General features: G+C 68.2%; 19 protein-coding genes and 1 pseudogene. 8 read left to right on the plus strand and 12 right to left on the minus strand.

The features are described from left to right. From HVO_RS12520 to dph2, 3 genes are all read right to left on the minus strand, one after another. The gene (locus HVO_RS12520; RefSeq protein ID WP_004041519.1) at positions 1-1,596 is read right to left on the minus strand and encodes a hypothetical protein; all 1,596 of its coding nucleotides are present in this window, start codon (positions 1,594-1,596) and stop codon (positions 1-3) included. Between the two features lie 79 nt (positions 1,597-1,675). After that, positions 1,676-2,155, minus strand: a complete 480-nt coding sequence (locus tag HVO_RS12525; protein ID WP_004041520.1) for a hypothetical protein — start codon at positions 2,153-2,155, stop codon at positions 1,676-1,678. A gap of 163 nt (positions 2,156-2,318) precedes the next feature. Next, positions 2,319-3,353, minus strand: a complete 1,035-nt coding sequence (gene dph2, locus HVO_RS12530) for a diphthamide biosynthesis enzyme Dph2 (protein WP_004041521.1) — start codon at positions 3,351-3,353, stop codon at positions 2,319-2,321. Between the two features lie 165 nt (positions 3,354-3,518). Here dph2 and HVO_RS12535 point away from each other — a divergent pair, with 165 nt between their 5' ends. The 4 genes from HVO_RS12535 to HVO_RS12550 all read left to right on the plus strand — a co-directional run bounded on the left by HVO_RS12535 (position 3,519) and on the right by HVO_RS12550 (position 5,969). Then, on the plus strand, positions 3,519-4,172 hold the full coding sequence (locus HVO_RS12535) for an alpha/beta hydrolase (protein ID WP_004041522.1): 654 nt from the start codon (positions 3,519-3,521) through the stop codon (positions 4,170-4,172). Between the two features lie 81 nt (positions 4,173-4,253). Beyond that, complete coding sequence (locus tag HVO_RS12540) at positions 4,254-4,628, plus strand: YlbF family regulator (protein ID WP_004041523.1); 375 nt, start codon at positions 4,254-4,256, stop codon at positions 4,626-4,628. A 73-nt stretch (positions 4,629-4,701) separates the two neighbouring features. Beyond that, a complete protein-coding gene (locus HVO_RS12545; RefSeq protein WP_004041524.1) occupies positions 4,702-5,319 on the plus strand; it encodes a MinD/ParA family ATP-binding protein in 618 nt (205 codons plus the stop codon). Between the two features lie 26 nt (positions 5,320-5,345). Continuing rightward, positions 5,346-5,969: an RAD55 family ATPase gene (locus HVO_RS12550; protein WP_004041525.1), complete on the plus strand. Its 624-nt coding sequence runs from the start codon at positions 5,346-5,348 to the stop codon at positions 5,967-5,969. Between the two features lie 64 nt (positions 5,970-6,033). Here the strand turns inward: HVO_RS12550 and HVO_RS12555 are convergent, their stop codons facing one another. Together HVO_RS12555 and HVO_RS12560 are read right to left on the minus strand one after the other, a co-directional pair. Then, positions 6,034-6,300, minus strand: a complete 267-nt coding sequence (locus HVO_RS12555; RefSeq protein WP_004041526.1) for a hypothetical protein — start codon at positions 6,298-6,300, stop codon at positions 6,034-6,036. A gap of 73 nt (positions 6,301-6,373) precedes the next feature. Continuing rightward, complete coding sequence (locus HVO_RS12560; protein WP_004041527.1) at positions 6,374-7,294, minus strand: FKBP-type peptidyl-prolyl cis-trans isomerase; 921 nt, start codon at positions 7,292-7,294, stop codon at positions 6,374-6,376. 155 nt (positions 7,295-7,449) lie between these two features. On the opposite strand from HVO_RS12560, the gene HVO_RS12565 reads away from it, so the two are divergent. From HVO_RS12565 to HVO_RS12580, 4 genes and pseudogenes are all read left to right on the plus strand, one after another. Further along, positions 7,450-7,926, plus strand: a complete 477-nt coding sequence (locus HVO_RS12565; protein WP_004041528.1) for a hypothetical protein — start codon at positions 7,450-7,452, stop codon at positions 7,924-7,926. A gap of 1 nt (position 7,927) precedes the next feature. Beyond that, complete coding sequence (locus HVO_RS12570; RefSeq protein WP_004041529.1) at positions 7,928-8,161, plus strand: DUF7546 family protein; 234 nt, start codon at positions 7,928-7,930, stop codon at positions 8,159-8,161. 100 nt (positions 8,162-8,261) lie between these two features. Then, positions 8,262-9,675, plus strand: a pseudogene (locus HVO_RS12575) (hypothetical protein). A 20-nt stretch (positions 9,676-9,695) separates the two neighbouring features. Further along, positions 9,696-9,983: a DUF7410 domain-containing protein gene (locus HVO_RS12580; RefSeq protein WP_004041531.1), complete on the plus strand. Its 288-nt coding sequence runs from the start codon at positions 9,696-9,698 to the stop codon at positions 9,981-9,983. Positions 9,984-10,001: 18 nt separating this feature from the next. Here the strand turns inward: HVO_RS12580 and HVO_RS12585 are convergent, their stop codons facing one another. From HVO_RS12585 to HVO_RS12615, 7 genes are all read right to left on the minus strand, one after another. Continuing rightward, complete coding sequence (locus tag HVO_RS12585) at positions 10,002-10,217, minus strand: hypothetical protein (protein ID WP_004041532.1); 216 nt, start codon at positions 10,215-10,217, stop codon at positions 10,002-10,004. Between the two features lie 191 nt (positions 10,218-10,408). Continuing rightward, a complete protein-coding gene (locus tag HVO_RS12590) occupies positions 10,409-10,810 on the minus strand; it encodes a hypothetical protein (protein ID WP_004041533.1) in 402 nt (133 codons plus the stop codon). A 216-nt stretch (positions 10,811-11,026) separates the two neighbouring features. Beyond that, positions 11,027-11,260 (minus strand): hypothetical protein, encoded by a 234-nt coding sequence (locus tag HVO_RS12595; protein WP_004041534.1) that lies wholly within the window; start codon positions 11,258-11,260, stop codon positions 11,027-11,029. After that, positions 11,257-11,517, minus strand: a complete 261-nt coding sequence (locus tag HVO_RS12600; protein ID WP_013035545.1) for a cytochrome C oxidase subunit IV family protein — start codon at positions 11,515-11,517, stop codon at positions 11,257-11,259. Before HVO_RS12600 ends, HVO_RS12595 begins: the two co-directional genes overlap by 4 nt. Before the next feature lie 10 nt (positions 11,518-11,527). Beyond that, positions 11,528-14,089, minus strand: coding sequence for a cbb3-type cytochrome c oxidase subunit I (locus HVO_RS12605; protein WP_004041536.1), 2,562 nt, complete (start codon positions 14,087-14,089; stop codon positions 11,528-11,530). Further along, positions 14,086-14,877 carry a cytochrome c oxidase subunit II gene (gene coxB / locus HVO_RS12610; RefSeq protein ID WP_004041537.1) on the minus strand — a complete coding sequence of 264 codons (792 nt, stop codon included), beginning with the start codon at positions 14,875-14,877 and terminating at the stop codon, positions 14,086-14,088. The genes HVO_RS12605 and coxB overlap by 4 nt, the downstream gene beginning before the upstream one ends. A 210-nt stretch (positions 14,878-15,087) precedes the next feature. Next, entirely contained in the window at positions 15,088-15,603 is a 516-nt protein-coding gene (locus HVO_RS12615) for a DUF6789 family protein (RefSeq protein WP_004041538.1), read from the minus strand. Positions 15,604-15,633 lie beyond the last annotated feature (30 nt).

The raw sequence follows: 15,633 nt of genomic DNA on the forward strand, positions 1-15,633 counted from the left end.
CTACGCGTCCGCGGCGCCCTCGTCGCGTTCGACGCAGTCGCGGAGCAGGTCGTCGATGACGGTCTCTCGGAACGACTCCCAGTCGGTCGTCGACGCCCAGAGCCGACCCGCGTCCGTGGGTTCGAGCGCGTCGCGGCCGCGTTCGCGCTCGCGCGTCGTGACGAATCCGTTCGCGGTGAGTCCCTCGACCGCCACGTCGAGCCGCGGAGCGAGCGCGTTCGAGAGTCGCTTTTCGAATCGGTCGCCCGCCACGCTGTCGCGAGCGACGCCCACGCAGAACGAATCGAACGCCGACCACGTCTCGTCGTCGCGCGCGCCGGCGACGATGCCGTGGTGTTCGGCGCGCTCGCGGAGTTCGGCGGCGACCCCGCGGCGCGTCCGCGGGCGAGAGCGCGGCGGCCCCGCAGCGAGGACGGACAGCACCGCCGCTTCGAGGTCGCCCAGCGGCGAGAGCGCGTGCCCGTCGAGTTCGAGGGCTGACTCGCCCGTTGCGGGACCGGAATCGTCGAGGGCCGAGAGGCTCGTCGCGGCCTCGGCGGCCCGCTCGGAGAGTTCGGTCGTCCGCTCGGCAACCGGGCCGGCAGCGGCCGAAAGCTGCGAGCGAGCGTCGAGGTAGGCGTCGAGGTGCGCCTCGAAGCGGTCGAGCGACTCGAACAGCTCGACGGTCGCTCGGTCTTCGAACTTCCCGAAGCGCGCCTCGCAGCTCGTTCGGAAGCGGGCGACCAGTTCGTGGGGGTCGTCTTCGGCCGACGCGAGCAGGCGACTCTCGCCGTCGAGCCACACGTCGAGCGCGTCGAGGACCGCGTTCGGGTCGCGAGTGTCTTCGGGGTCCGGGCGGGGGTCCTCGGACTCGACGAGGTCCACGAGCTGTTCGCGGGCGCGGCCGACGTAGGAACTCATCGCGCCGAGCGGCGAGTCGCTGCCGGAGCGCGCCCCGCGAGCGCCCGCGGTGCGGCCGGCGCGGGAGTTCGGACGGGACTCCCCGCTGGCGTCGGCGAGCGCGTCGCGCAGGTCCGACAGGGCGATACGGAGCGGGCGGGCGACGGCCGCGGCCGCGGGGCCGTCGGAGACGCGACGGAACTCGTCGAACGCGTCGGAGGCGGCCTCGACATCACCGACGAGCGACCGGAGGTCGTCGATAGCGGCGAGGTCGGGGCGGTCGGTCGCGGGGATGGTCAGGAGCGAGACGGTTCCGCGGTCGAGTTCGCCGCCGTCGACGAGGGCGGTTCGCGCGGCGTAGAACGCGGCGGCGACCTGCGGGGGCGCGCCCGCGAGGTTCACCTGTACGTCGCCGTCCGCGGCGGCCCCGCGGAGCAGGTCGGTCGTCGCGGCGTACAGTTCCTCGAAGGAGGCGGTAAACGGGAGTCGTGCTTCGTCGACCGCGTTCCGGCCCGCGAGCCGTTCGGTGACGGCTTTCGCGGCGTGGGCGCTCGCTCGCGGCGCGCCGGGGGCGCAGTCGTCCGGGTCGCGACCCTGCTCGGGGTCGGCCTCGTCGCGGACCAGCCGAACCCGGTCGGCGTCGGCGACAGCGGCTTCGAGCGGGGTGACGACCCGCTGCACGTCGAGTCCGAGAACGGAGAGGTGGGTCGTCGGCATCTGTCTGACCAATTCGCTACCTGTGCCCTGAATGTTGTGGTGCTCGTGAGAGCCGCCCGTCAGTCGCGCCGACGCGGCGTCAGACCCACGAGCGGACGAGGTTGCGGCCGACGACGCCGAGGCCGAGCATGTCGACGACGAACAGGATGACGCTACCGAGGATGGGGACGAGCGCGCCGAGGAAGACCGTCGAAACCGCGCCGCCGACGATGCTGAGGAGGACGAGCGCGAGGAACCCCGGAATCGCCACGAGGAGGCCGATGATGGTGATTGCGAGGAGGACGAGCACGATGACGCCGCCGATGCTGACGCCGAGGCCCCAGAGGAACGACCCGTCGGGGTCGTCCCGAATCTCGGCGATGGCGTCTCTGGTGTACGACGGGGCCGCGGCGACGAGGATGCCGCCGACGACGAGGTCGATGAGGAAGCTCCCGCCGGCTCGGAACATCGGCGAAAGCTGCGGTGCGGATTCGAAGTTCTGCGCGGCCGCGGTTCCCGCGAGCGCGAGGACGCCGAGCAGACTCAGGAGGGCGGTTTGTGACGTTCGTGGAGGGACCATACGTATCCGTGAACGGGCGGCCCGTATAGGTACTCTGGGGCGACAATCTAGAAATCGAACATATCCGAGACGAGGCGCGACGAGAGCATCGAGACAGGACGCGACACGCGGCGGGGTCGCGCGGGGCGTTCACGGGGGTCGTGGAGCGACTCGGCGACTCGGCTTACCAGGTGCCGTGGAACGTGTCGAACTCGAGGGCGTCGAGGGGTTCGTCGCCGACGGCGATGCGGTACTCTTGGGGCGTCAGCATCGGCTTGTGGAACCGCGGACCGTCGTCGGTCGTGATGCGCGGGCAGCCGGTGTTGACGAACGCGTCCATGTCGAAGTTCCGGAGCCGGTCGGGCGTCACCTCGTCCATCGTGATGAGGTAGGCGTTCTCGTTGTCCTCCAGAATCTTCTCGGCGATTTCCATGCGGCCCTGACCGATTTTCGTACAGAAGATGACGCCCCACTTCTCGGCGTCCATCGCCTTGTGGACCGAGGCGTAGCGCTGTTTCATGAACTTCCGCGTGTCCGCGATGGTGACGACGTTGTTGACGGGGTCGGCGATGACGACGTTCTTGTCGGGGTGTTCCATCGCGAGGCCGAGCGGGTGGAACTTGCCGCCGCCGACGTAGAGCACGTCGTCGGCCGGGATGTCCGCGGAGGCGTAGTTACAGCCGAGGACCTGTCCCTCGTAGGTGAGGCGGTCGTCGCCCTTGCGGGTCTGGACAGTGTAGCCGCGCTCTTCGAGCCAGTCGCACATGTCCTCGAAGCGGTTCATGTGCTGTGCGGTGGTGACGAGGCCGACCTCGTCGCCCTCGATGTCGTCGAGCGCGTCCTCCATGATGGGGAAGGGGTCGACGTTGGAGAACAGCGGGACGTAGATGATTTTGTCCGACTCCTTCATCGGCGAGTGGCCGAAGTGGACGAACACGTCGGTTCGGCGCATGAGGTAGGTGTCGAGGTCGCACGCGCCGTAACACGGCTGACCGGAGAGCATGAACGTCACGTCGTCGTCGCAGAGCTGACGGAGGTCGTCGGCGACCGCCGGGCCGCGGCGCTTCAGCCCCTCGGGGAACTGGAGGCCGACGCGCTTGGCGTCGCGTTCCTCGATGGCTTCGACGATCTGTTCGAGTTCGTAGTCCCACTCCCGGTCGTGCTTGAGCGACATCCCGGTGTTTCGAAGGTCTCCCTCCGAGGTGGCGTCCTGGCTCATTGCCCCATCGTTGCGGACGGAGCCGTTTAACCACCGCGCTTCCCCACGAGCGAGCGTCACACACCCACACGCGAGTCGACCGGCGGTGCGGCGCCCGCGACGGTGTCACCCGGTTACCCGCCCGTCACTCGGGGATTCAAGGCTCGCGGCGGCCTACCGGTGTCCATGTCGGACATCCCCCTCGAACACGTCCACGTCGAACCGTCGGAACCGGGCGACGGGCCGGCTCCCGCCGTCGTCTTGCTCCACGGCCGCGGCTCGAACGAACAGGACCTCCTATCTATCGCACAGGAGTTCCCCGACCACGTCCACGTCGTGAGCCTCCGCGCGCCCGACCGTCTGCAAGGCGGCTACACCTGGTACGAACTCGACCTCTCGGGGGGCGGTCTCCACGAGAGCCAACCCCACGCCGAGCAGTTCGAACGCTCGCGGAATCTCGTCCGCGAGGCCATCGCCGGCGCGGTCGAAGCGTACGACATCGACCCCGACCGAATCGGCCTCCTCGGCTTCAGTCAGGGCGCGATTACCAGCCTGTCGCTCCTCCTCGACGACCCCGACGACTACGCGTGGGTCGTCGCGCTCCACGGCTACCTCGCGGACTCCCACGCCGACCTCGACCCCGACGGCATCGCGGGCAAACCGGTGTTCGTCGGCGGCGGGTCGATGGACCAGATCATCCCGACTTCGCGGGTCGAACGCGCCGCCGAGCGCCTCCGCGAACTCGGCGCTGACGTGACGGCGAACGTCTACAACGCGCCCCACGGCGTCGGCCCGGACGAACTGCAGGACGTGGTCGCGTTCGTCGACGCCCACGTCTGAGCGCGCCTGGCGCTCGAAACGCTCGCGCCGTCGCCTTCCCCGTTCGGCAGGTTGAAACCGCTCGCACCCCAACGCGCGGCTATGAGCACGCAGACGACGCGGCTCGAAGAACTCGGGCGCGAACTCGGCGAAGCCATCGCCGACCATCCGAAGTACGAAGCCTACGAGGAGGCGAAAGCCGCCGTCGAAGCCGACGACGACGTGCAGGAGCTCATCACGGAGTTCAACCAGCTTCGGGAGGAGTTCAACGTCTCCCGGCAGATGGGCGAAGCGACCCAAGAGGGGCTCCGGAAGGTCCAAGCGGCACAGGAAGAGCTCCACTCCGAGCCCGTGATGGAGGAGTACCTCCTCGCGCAGGCCGAACTCGTCGGCGAGTTAGAGAAGATTAACGAGGCCATCTCGGAGCCGCTCGCGGTCGACTTCGGCGGCGAGGCCGGCGGTTGCTGTAACGACTAAGCTCGGCTCGACCCGGCTCGCTCGACTCGTTTTCGCCGCAGGTTCAAGTGCCAAGCCGGGGCCAACCCCGGCTATGTTGGCAATCGCGGGCGGCAAGGGCGGCAGCGGGAAGACCACGACGACCCTCGGACTGGCGAGCGCGCTCGACGGCCCGGTGCTCGCCGTCGACGCCGACAGGGACATGCCGAACCTCCACACGATGGCCGGCGTCGGACGACCGGTGGACGCCGCCTCTGGCGCACCCGTACGGGAGCCGTCGGTTCGGTCGCATCCGACCGACTCGACCGTCTCCGTGCTGCCGGCACCCGCCGGGACCGACGACGACGCCTTCGAGCGGTGGCTCCGAACCGCCGCGGGCGACGAGCGGCGTGCGGTCGTCGACTGTCCCGCGGGAGCCGGCCCCGACGCCGCCGTCCCGCTCCGCGTCGCCGACGGCGTGGTCGTCGTGTCGCCGCTGTGCGCGCCGGCGCTCCGCGACGCGGCGAAGACGGCCGCGATGGCGCGGGCGCTCGGCACCCCGGTTGTCGGATGTGTCATCTCTCGGTCACGAGTGGCTCCCGAGGCGGTGTCCGACCTCGTGGGCGCGCCGGTGCTCGGGACCGTTCCCGAGGAGTCGTCGCCAGTACTCACTCGGCCGACAGTTCGGGCCGCGTACCGTCGGATAGCCGACAAGATACCGGGGAAGAAGTAATATGAGCGACCCCCTTACACACGGTTATGTCTCGACTGGCGACGGGAATCGACGTGCTCGACCGCCAACTGGGCGGGGGCATTCCCGCGGGGAGCATCGTCCACCTCGCCGCCGACCCGGCCAGCCAGTCAGAGCTGTTTTTACACGAACTGACGACCACGCGAGGGACGCTGTGGCTGACGACGATTCGCTCCGCCGAGGCCGTCTCCGACGCGCTCGACCGAAGTCCCGGACCGGCCGGAACCCCCACGGTCCGCGACGTGGGCGGCGACGCGCCGCTCGACACGGCGAACAGCCTGGTCCGTGACCTGCCGGAGGGCGCGAATCTCATCATCGACGTGGCGGACGTGCTCGAACGCAACGAGAGCGCCCGCTACCGGAAGTTCCTCAACGACCTCCAGACCCACATGGTCAACACGCGCGGCCTGACCGTCCTCCACGGGCTGAAAGGCGAGTCGGTCCCGGACAACCGCGACCTGACAGAACACATGGCCGACGTGGTGTTCGACCTCGACACGAAGATAGACGGCTCGGAAATCGTCAATCGGCTCGCGGTCCCTAAGTTCCGCGGCGGCCGCGCGCTCGACGAGACCATCAAACTCCGGCTCGCGGAGCGCGTCAGCGTCGACACCAGCCGCGACATCGCCTGAGCGTCGCATCGGCGGCGAGTCGGGTCGGGTCAAGCCGGGTCAAATCAGGCCGGACGGCGGGCGGTTAGAACACGAAGAAGCCGAACGTGCCGAGCGTGACGACCGCAATGAGCGCCATCCACGTTCGGGCGGACAGCGCCGCGCCGCGGGAGAAGACGTAGGCGAAGTACGGTGCGAGCGGCGAGAGGCGGTAGACGAACGGCACCTCGATACCGGCGCCGTATTCGAGCGAGAGCGTCAGTGCGACGGTGCAGACCCCGGCGACGAGCGCGACTTTCACGTCTGTGAGGTCGCGGAACTGGTCCGTCGCGGCGTCGTCTGGCGAAGCCATGGCTACGAGGCGGTCGGAAGGCGAGTATCAAGAAGCCGCCGATTCGCCGGGGCGGCGAGGGCGGCGGAGTCGCTTACTCTTCGTCGGCGTCGAGTTCCGCGGCGAGTTCGTCGGCGTCGATGTCGACGTCCTCGATTGCCTCTTCGATGTCGGCGCCGCCCGCGCCGCCCATCATGCCGCCCATGCCGCCCAGGCCGCCCTCGATGGTCTCCTGGACGATGACGCGGTCGATGTCCAGCCGCTGCATGATGTCCTGCGCAATCTGCTGCTTGGAGAACATCCACTGCTGGTTCATCGTCATCTGCGGCGTCGCCTCGATGTAGAGCGTGTCCTTCTCGACGGTGACGGTCTCCGTCTCGGGTTCGGCGTCTTCATCGTCGTCGTCGGACTCGACGACCTGCTCCTCTTCGACCTCGTCCGTCTGAATCCAGACTTCGGGGGCCTGCTGGAGGTACATGCCGAGGAGGCCGGAGGCCTGCTCCTCGCGGTCGTCGACGAGTTCGAGCACTTCGTACTCGTATTCGAGGTCCTCGCCGGCGAGGGGGTGGTTGAAGTTGACGCGGGCGCGACCGCCGATGATGGTCTCCAGACGGCCCTGGTCGCCGTCGATGGTGACCTGCGCGCCGGGGTAGCGGTCGTCCTCGTCGATTTTGTTGGCGCTGACCGTGCGCACTTCGTCCTCGTCGTACTCGCCGAAGGCGTCGACCGCCGGAATCTCGACGGTGTCCTCGTCGCCCGCCTCGGCACCGATGAGAGCCTCGTCGACCTCGGGGAAGACGTGGCCGGCACCGACGATGACGACGCGGGGCTCGAACTCGTAGCCCTCGACGTCGATCTCGGCCTCTTCGGCCACTTCTTTGTCCGTCGTGTCGACGACGTCGCCGTCCTCGATCGTTCGCACCGTGTACGCGAGGCGGACGAAGTCGCCGTCCTGAATACCGGACTCGACCTCTTCATCGACCTGCTCGGCCTCCGCCTGCTGTTCGTCGCTCATACACGCTACGTGACTCGTGCGACCCTTAAGAATCACGTTTCGCCGTCGCGACGCGTTCGAGGCGGCCAACGACCGGGAACTCGACCCCGAGGGCCGCTATGGGGTCGAATCGCTTATATCATTGTCGATAGTTATAGAAAACGAGGCGTGTTCACATGGCACAAACTGGCTTGTTCCTCGGGTTCGTCCTCGGCGTCGCACTGCTGGCGCTCACCGTGTTTCTGACCGGACGCGGTTGGCGACAGTACTCCGTCACGAGCGTTCCGACGCCGACCGGTGGCGGATCGTCGGGGAACGCGGGCGAAAGCGAGCGCGAGCGCGGGAGCGGGAGCGGGAGCGGGACCGCCGCGCGCCGCTGGGCCGACGACCCGACGGTGCTGTCGCTCGGCTTCGGCGCGGTTGCGGTGCTGTTCGTCGGCGGCAGCACCATCCCCGAGGGCGTGTCGGACGCCGCGGGGCCGGTGCTCGTCGCCGGGACGCTCACCGTCGTGGTCACGTACCTGTTCTACGGGACGTACCACGCCGCGCGGGGGCGCGGGCTGGAGCGGTCGCAGGCGGCGCTTCTCGGGTCGTGGGTGCTCGGCCTGCTGTTCGTCGTCGGCGTCGCGCTCAGGTTGGTGGGCCTCCTCTGAGATGGCGACCTCGTACGCGGGGCGACTCGACCCACGGCACGCGCCGCGGCTGTGGTGGCTCGCGGCGCTCTGCTGGGTCGAGGCGCTCGCCGTCGGGGCGTACCTCTCCGCCGCGCCGGGGCGCGTCGAGAGCCTCCGGTACCTGTTCTATCCGTTCGTCTGGATAACCGTCGGCGCGGCGGCCGTCCTCTGGACCGAGCCACCGCGGGCGCGGCCGGGGGCACCGGCGTCGTGAGCGCGCTCCGGGCGCTCTCGGTCGACATCTCGACGCTGGTGTTCGTCGCCGCCGTCGCCCTGCTCGCGCTCGGACCGTCGCTGGCGGCGCGGGCGCGGCGATGAGCCGACGCGCCGGAAGCATGGTCGGTTCCGCGGTTCGGCGCGGTGCAGTCTGGTTCGCCACGTTCGCGGTCGCCTCGGTCACTTTTTCGACTTCGGCGTTCGCGCACGCCGGCTCGCTGGCCGGGTCGCTCCGCTCGGTCCCGGCCCCGTTCTGGCTCGTCGTCTCCGGCGGCGGCGTCGTCTGCGTCTCCTTTCTGCTGTCAGCGTTCGTCACCGACGACGAGACGCTGGACGCCTTCGAGCGCGCGGGCGTCCGAATCGGAGGGCTCGCCGGAGCCGTCGCAACCGCGGAAGCCGCGCTCAAGCTCCTCGGCGTCGCCGCGCTCGTCCTCGTCGTCGCCTTCGGGCTGTTCGGGCCGCCCGTCGGCATCGCCAACCTCGGCGTCCTGCTCGTGTGGGTCGGCTGGTGGGCCGGGTTCACGATGGCCGCCTACCTCGTCGGGAACGCGTGGCCGCTGGTGAATCCGTGGCGGACGCTCGGCGCGGCGCTTCGGGGTCGATTCGCGACGGGAGGGAGGCTGTCGCGCCCCTACCCCGACCGACTCGGGTCGTGGCCCAGCGTCGCCGGTCTGCTCGGACTCGTCTGGCTGGAGGTCGTCAGTCCGCTCGCGGCGAACCCGCGGGCGCTCGCCGTCGTGGTCGTCGCGTACAGCCTCGTCACCGTCGGCGGCGCGGTCGTCTACGGCGACGCGTGGTTCCGCCGCGCCGACCCCGTCGCGCGGGTGTTCCGATTGTACGGCCTGCTCGCGCCGGTCCGGCGGGGCGACGGCGGCGGCCTCTCGATTTCGGTTCCCGGCGCGGGGCTGACACGCAGCCGCGAGCGACTCGGCGCCGACGACGTGGCGTTCGTCGTCGCGCTCCTCTGGGTGACGACGTTCGACGGCCTCGTCGTCACCGTCGCGTGGGGGGGGCGTCCTCGCCGCCGCGGCTCCGGTCCCCGCGTGGCTCGCGAACCTCGTCGCGGGCTTTCTCGTCTTCCTCGGCGGCTACCGACTGGCCGCGAGAATAGCCCGCGGAACCGCGGACACGTACGTGACCGTCGGCTTCGTCGCCGGCTGGTTCGCGCCCGCGTTGGTCCCCATCGCCGCCGGCTACCACCTCGCGCACTTCCTCGGCTACGTCGTCGGCCTCGCGCCCGCTCTGGTCGCGGTCGCGGCCTCGCCGCTGTCGCCGCCCGCGAACCCCTCGGTGCTGGCCGTTCCGGCGTGGTTCAGCGGACTCCAGTTGGCGTTCGTCGTCCTCGGCCACCTGCTTTCGGTGTGGGTCGCCCACGCCCGCGCGTTCGACCTCTTTCCGGGTCGCCTGCAACCGCTCCGGAGCGAGTACCCTTTCGTCGCCGTCACGGTCGGCTACACGATGGCGAGCCTGTGGGTCGTCGCCCAACCGACGGTCGGAGGTGTCGCCGGATGAGTCGCAGAGCGAGTCACGGGATGAGCCGCGAAGCATCGGTCGTCGTCCCCGAAACCGCCGTCCCCGACGGCGAGACCGCGGCGACGACGTGTCCGTACTGCGACCGCCCGTTCCGCCGGGAGCGACTCCGTGACCTCCACGTCGGTGACGCGCACGAGGACCTGAGCGACGGCGAAACCGCGGCGTACGAGGCCGCTGTCGAGGCCGAAGCCGAAGACCTGTTCGTCTATCACCTGAAGGTCGCCGGCGCGCTCGGCGTGGTCTTCACGGCGCTGTTCCTGCTCGCGGTCGTCGGTTTTAGCCTGTGATCCGGTCGTTAGCGGCCGTCAGGCGTGGTCGCCGCCGCTGCCGTGTTCTCCCTCGTTGGGGTCGGGAAGGCGCATCACGACGCCGGTGAGCACGCCGACGCCCGCCAGCGCGACGATGCCGCCGACCACGACGAACGATTCGCTCGCGCCGACGGCCTCCGAGACGAGGAGGATCGCGAGTCCGAGGACGACGGCCCCGAAGGCGGCCGCGAGGGCGACAGTAGTCCGATTCATGCGTACTGTTACCACACCGAAGTCAAAGAAGGTACGTGCGAGTGCGGCGGCGGAAAGAGAGACGCTGTTGAAGCCCTCAGTTACGGATGGGGTTCTGCGGTCGGACTGAATGGAGTGCGCGAATACGGCACGAAGTGAGACGTTGCGAGCGATTCCACCTCGACTGACCCGTACCCGCCTACCGTGAGGTCTCAGTCGGAGCCAAACAGCGCTTGCGTGAGTGCGCCACCGTAGGCGAGTCGCGAACCGAGCCAGAGCGCGCCGAGGGTGACGCCCACCGCCACGAGGTAGGGACCCGGCTCCGGGAGGCGACCGCTCGCCACGCGAGCAAGGCGGTCCGCCAGAACGATGCCGCCGAACCAGACCACCAAGAACGCGACATGTTGGTGCAGGGACTTCCGTCGGCGTGCGTGACGGTAACCGACGACGAGGAAGCCCGCGAGCAGCAAGATGCTGACAGCCGCGAGGGCGAGAAAGCGGAGCCGTCCACCGAGCGCAAACACCGAGGGGATGCCGATTACCACCGCGAGAACAAAGATGGTCTGGACGACCAGTCCAAGAGACGGTTCGGTGTTGGAGGGCTGTTCAGACACAGATTGCGGTCACGGACGACGACGCAATGAATCTTCTCCACGCGACCGGAGACCGGTCGTCCGGGTTGGCACTACCCTACTTACCGGCCGGACCATCTCTCGTGACGCTCGCCGTTATCCCAGATACTTCGCTGGATACACCCTCCCGCCTCACACGGGTTCTGTCAGTTTCTAACGGATTCACAGGGCCTCAGAAGGGGACGAACAACGTTCCAGTTAGGCCGCGTTCTCGCCGGTCGTCGCGGCGGCGACGACGAGCGCGAAGACGGCCACCGCGGGCACGAGACCCGGACCGACGACGAGCGGGTCTGTGAGCCTTCCGGGGGCGACGCGGGTCATCATGACGGTCACGCCGACGCCGACAGGGACCGAAAACAGCAGAGCGTAGCCGACCGCGACGAGGGTTTCGCGGGAGCGCCAGCGGGGATGGGAGTCGGCTCGCACGGTCACAGGAGCGAGTACGACGCGGCGAGCGTGAGCGCCAGCGCGGCCACGAGGCCGATGCAGACCAGATACGTCAGCGACCGCGGCTCGAACCGGAGGTGCTGGAAGTACGCCGCAACCAACACCGCCTTCGCGGCCGACAGGACCATGATGACGCCGAAGGCCAGCCAGTAACTCAGCCCGGCGAACTCGACCAGCACCTGGACGGTCGCCGAGACGAACAACACTACGTAAATCGCCGTATAGAGTTTCGTTGATACCATCTTTGTCACCTCACAGGATGTAGAACAGCGGGAACAGGAACAGCCAGACGATGTCGACGAAGTGCCAGTAGAGGCCGAAGTACTCCACCGAGCGGCTGTCTTCGAGATACGCGCCCCGCCAGGCGCGCGCGGTCAGGTACAGTGCGACGACGAGGCCCGCGATGACGTGGGCGGCGTGCAGGCCGGTCGTGAGGAAGAACGTCGAGGCGCGGACGTTCGTCGAGAGCCACAGTCCCTCGTGGAACAGGTGCTGCCACTCCAGCCCCTTGTTGACGAGGAAGCCGATGCCGAGGACGAACGTCGCCCCGAGACTCGCCACGAGGTCCCACTTGTGTCGCTTCTCGGCCGCGACGAGCGCGAGGACGACCGTGAAACTGCTCGTGAGTAGGATGTACGTGTTCACGAGTCCGGGAATCGGGTCGGACGGAATCGGCTCCCAGCCGGTCCAGCCGAAGGCGACGCGGGTGAACACGTACGCCCCGATGAAGCCCCCGAACAGCACCACGTCGGACGCGAGGAATATCCACATCCCGACCTTGCCGTTGTCGATGCCGGCGAAGGGCCACGCCTCGCCCTCCTCGAAGACCGGGCCGTGGAACGGTTCGAGCCCCATGGCGACGAGCGACCCGAGGGTGACGACGCCGCCCGCGACGGCCGTCGTCGCGTAGGCGGCCCCGACCATCCCCTCGGGGAACGCGGCGTCCTGAAGCGGCGAGAGGCTGAGGAGGACGAGGAACGCGCCGGCGGAGAGGACGAACGGCCAGATGCTCGCGTGGCTCGGTCCCTCGACTTCGGTCGCTTCGGCGGTCGGGAGCGCGGACGAGACCGCCGTCGTTGCCGACGCGGTGACGCCGCCGTCGGAGACGGCCGCGCCGGTCGGCCCGCTAGAGCGGTCCTCGCTCGGCGCGACCTCGCCGGCGTCGAGGAACTCGAGGTGACCGTCGCGGTAGGTCGGCGTCCCGTCGAAGTTCTCCAGCGGCGGCGGCGACGGGACGGCCCACTCGGCCGTCGTCGCATACTTCCACGGGTTGTCTGGCGCGGGGTCGCCGGCGAAGGCGCTCTTGAACAGGTTGTAGAACATGATGAGAAACGACAGCCCGAGGACGAACCCGCCGACGGTGGCGAGCTGGTGCCACGGCGCGAGTTCGGGCGCGTAGTCGAACACGCGCCGGGGCGTCTCCCACGCGACGAAAAGCGGGAAGTACAGCAGATTGAAGCCGACGAAGTAGACGGCGAAGTGGAGTTTGCCGAGGAACTCGTCGTACATCCGGCCGGTCATCTTCGGGAACCAGTAGTAGAGGCCGCCGACGAGCGCCGTCACCCCGCCGACCATCACGTAGTGGAAGTGGGCGACGACCCAGTAGGTGCCGCGGAACTCGTAGTCGAGGACGACCGCGCCGAGGAAGACGCCGGTGATGCCGCCGATGATGAACAACAGGAGCGCCCCGAAGACAAACAGGAACGGCGTCGTGAATCGTATCTTCCCCTTCAGCACCGTGTAGATGAGCGCGAACACCATCAGGTCGAACGGCAGGGAGATGCCGATGGTAGTAATCATAAAGAGCGTCTTCACCTGGAGGTTGATGCTCGTCAGGAACATGTGGTGCATCCAGACGGCGAAGCTCTGGATGGCGACGAGCACCATCGCGAGGATGAACCACTTGCGGCCGACGATGCGGCGGCCGGTGAACGTCTGGAACACCTCGGCCATGACGCCGAGCGCCGGGAAGAAGACGATGTACACCTCGGGGTGGCCGAAGAACCAAAACAGGTGGGTCCACAGGAGCGCCCCCGCCGGCGACTCCATGGCGAAGTAGGTCGTCCCGAGCAGGCGGTCGGACGACAGCACCAGAAGCGCCGCCAAGAGCGCCGCGAAGGCGAACAGCATCATCCACGCGGTCAGGAGAATCGTCCAGCTGAACAGCGGGAGGTTCCGGAGCGTCAGCCCCTCGGCGCGCATCCGGTGCATCGTCGTCAGGAAGTTGACCGACGAGACGGTGACGGAGGCGACGAACAGCACGAGCGCCAAGACGGCCGTCGACGCCCCCACGTCCGGCGTGAACGTCGGGACGTTCAGCGGGGCGTACATCGTCCACCCGCCGGAGAACGTCCCCCCTTGGAAGAACGAGACGCCGAACAGGATGCCCGAAAAGAGGTAGAGCCAGTACGACAGCGCGTTGAGCCGCGGGAACGCGAGGTCCTTCGCGCCGAGTTGGAGCGGGACGACGTAGTTTGCGAAGCCGAACGCGAACGGCGAGAGGAACCAAAACACCATCAACAGCCCGTGGGCCGAGACGGCCTGATTGTACGCGACGGGCGAGAGAATCCCCTCGCCGAGCGCGCGCGGAGCGAGCAGTTGGACGCGCATCAGCCACGCGAGGACGCCGCCGAGCACGAGGAAGAAAAGCGACGTGACGACGTAGAGGATGCCCACGTCCTTGTGGTTCGTCGTGACGAACCAGCGCTTGATGCTCCCCGTGCCGGGGAAGTCGTGGCCGTGGTCGTCGCCGCCGCGAGCGACCTCGTGGCCGCCGTGGGCCGCGGCGTCCCGTTCGGGAGACGCGTCGGTCACGGAACCACCGCCGGTCGGAGGTTCGATTGCGCGGCGACCGATTCATCGGCGCTCGACTCGTTCGCTGTCGCATTGTCCGCGGTCGCGTTGTCCGCGGTCGTGTTCGCGTACCACGCCTCGTACTCGTCGGGCAGCATCACGACGACCTCGGCGGACATATACGAGTGGCCGGCCCCGCAGAGTTCGTAACACTGCGCGGTGTACGTCCCCGGTTCGTCGGCGGTGAACCACGTCTCCGTCTCCTGACCGGGGATGGCGTCGGATTTGACGCGTAACTCCGTGACCCCGAAGTTGTGGAACACGTCCGCGGTGATAATCGTCAGTCGGACGGGCCGGTCGGCGGGGACCCGGAGCACGCCGTCGGTGGTGTGGCCGTTCGGGTAGGTAAAGCGCCAGCCGAACTGGTAGCCCTCGACGGCCACGTCGAGCGACTCGTCGTCGGCGGGGCCTTCCTCGACGTACAGGAGCGTCAGATACGTCCACGAGACCAGCGAAACGACGATGACCATGCTCATGAAAAACGAGGTGAACAGCTTCCGGCCCCCGCCGCTTCCCGACGGGAGTTCCCCGAGGACGAGGCGGTCCCCGTCGTCGATGTGGCCGTTTCCGGAGCCGGAGCGATACTTGTACGCGTTGTAGAGCATATACCCCACGACGACGACGCCCACGAGCGTCCCCAAGAGCAGGAACACCTCGAAGATGCTCTCGAAGACGAACGCGCGGGTCCCCCGCGGAACCAACCCCGACTGGAGCGGGAACGCGGCCGTCAGTACGAGTTCCGCGACCATTGATAACACCACCAAACAAAATAATTAACGTTCGTGATGGTTATTGTTTCGGAGCAATCGGGGAAAGCGGCGTCGAACGGGCGGTTCCGGTCGGTCGCAGGGCGAAGCGGGGAGCAAAACGAGCGAAGTCGCCGGCGACGACGAGTGATGGCGGACGGGCGGCGGGCGGGCGGCGGACGACGGCGACCGCGTCTGCGGCCGCGGTGACGCTCAGACCTCGTGTTGCGGGATGTCCGCGAACAGTTCGAGCAGGTAGCCGAGCGAGAGGCCGTACACCCAGTGAGCCAGAAGCGAGAACACGAGGAACGAGGCGATGACGAACGCGTCCGCGGGCGGCCAGAACGCCGGCACGAACCCGACCCAGTAGAGCGTCGCGAACGACACGCCGCGGAGGTACTTCGGTGACTCCGGCGGGAGGAACGCGCCGCCGACGACGAACGTCACCGGGAGGACGACGACCCCGCCGATGCCGAAGAGGAACGCTCCGAGGGCGAGCGTCGGTTCGTAGCCGAAGAACGCCCCCATACCGGCGAACCGCGTAATCGGCTCGGTCGTAAACAGACCGAGGAGTTCGGGGATGCCGACGAGGACGGGCAGCATCAACACCGTCCCGACGAAGCCGCTTGCCATCGCAGTGAGGATGACGTTCCCCGTGATGTCGTAGTCGGCGGTCTCGCCGGCGCGCTGTTCGACCGCAGTAGCCGGGTTCGGCGTCTCTTGACTCATACTCCCGTCATACTACGGAGTCATTCATGA

It is taken from the genome of Haloferax volcanii DS2 (genome assembly GCF_000025685.1).
GTDB lineage: Archaea > Halobacteriota > Halobacteria > Halobacteriales > Haloferacaceae > Haloferax > Haloferax volcanii.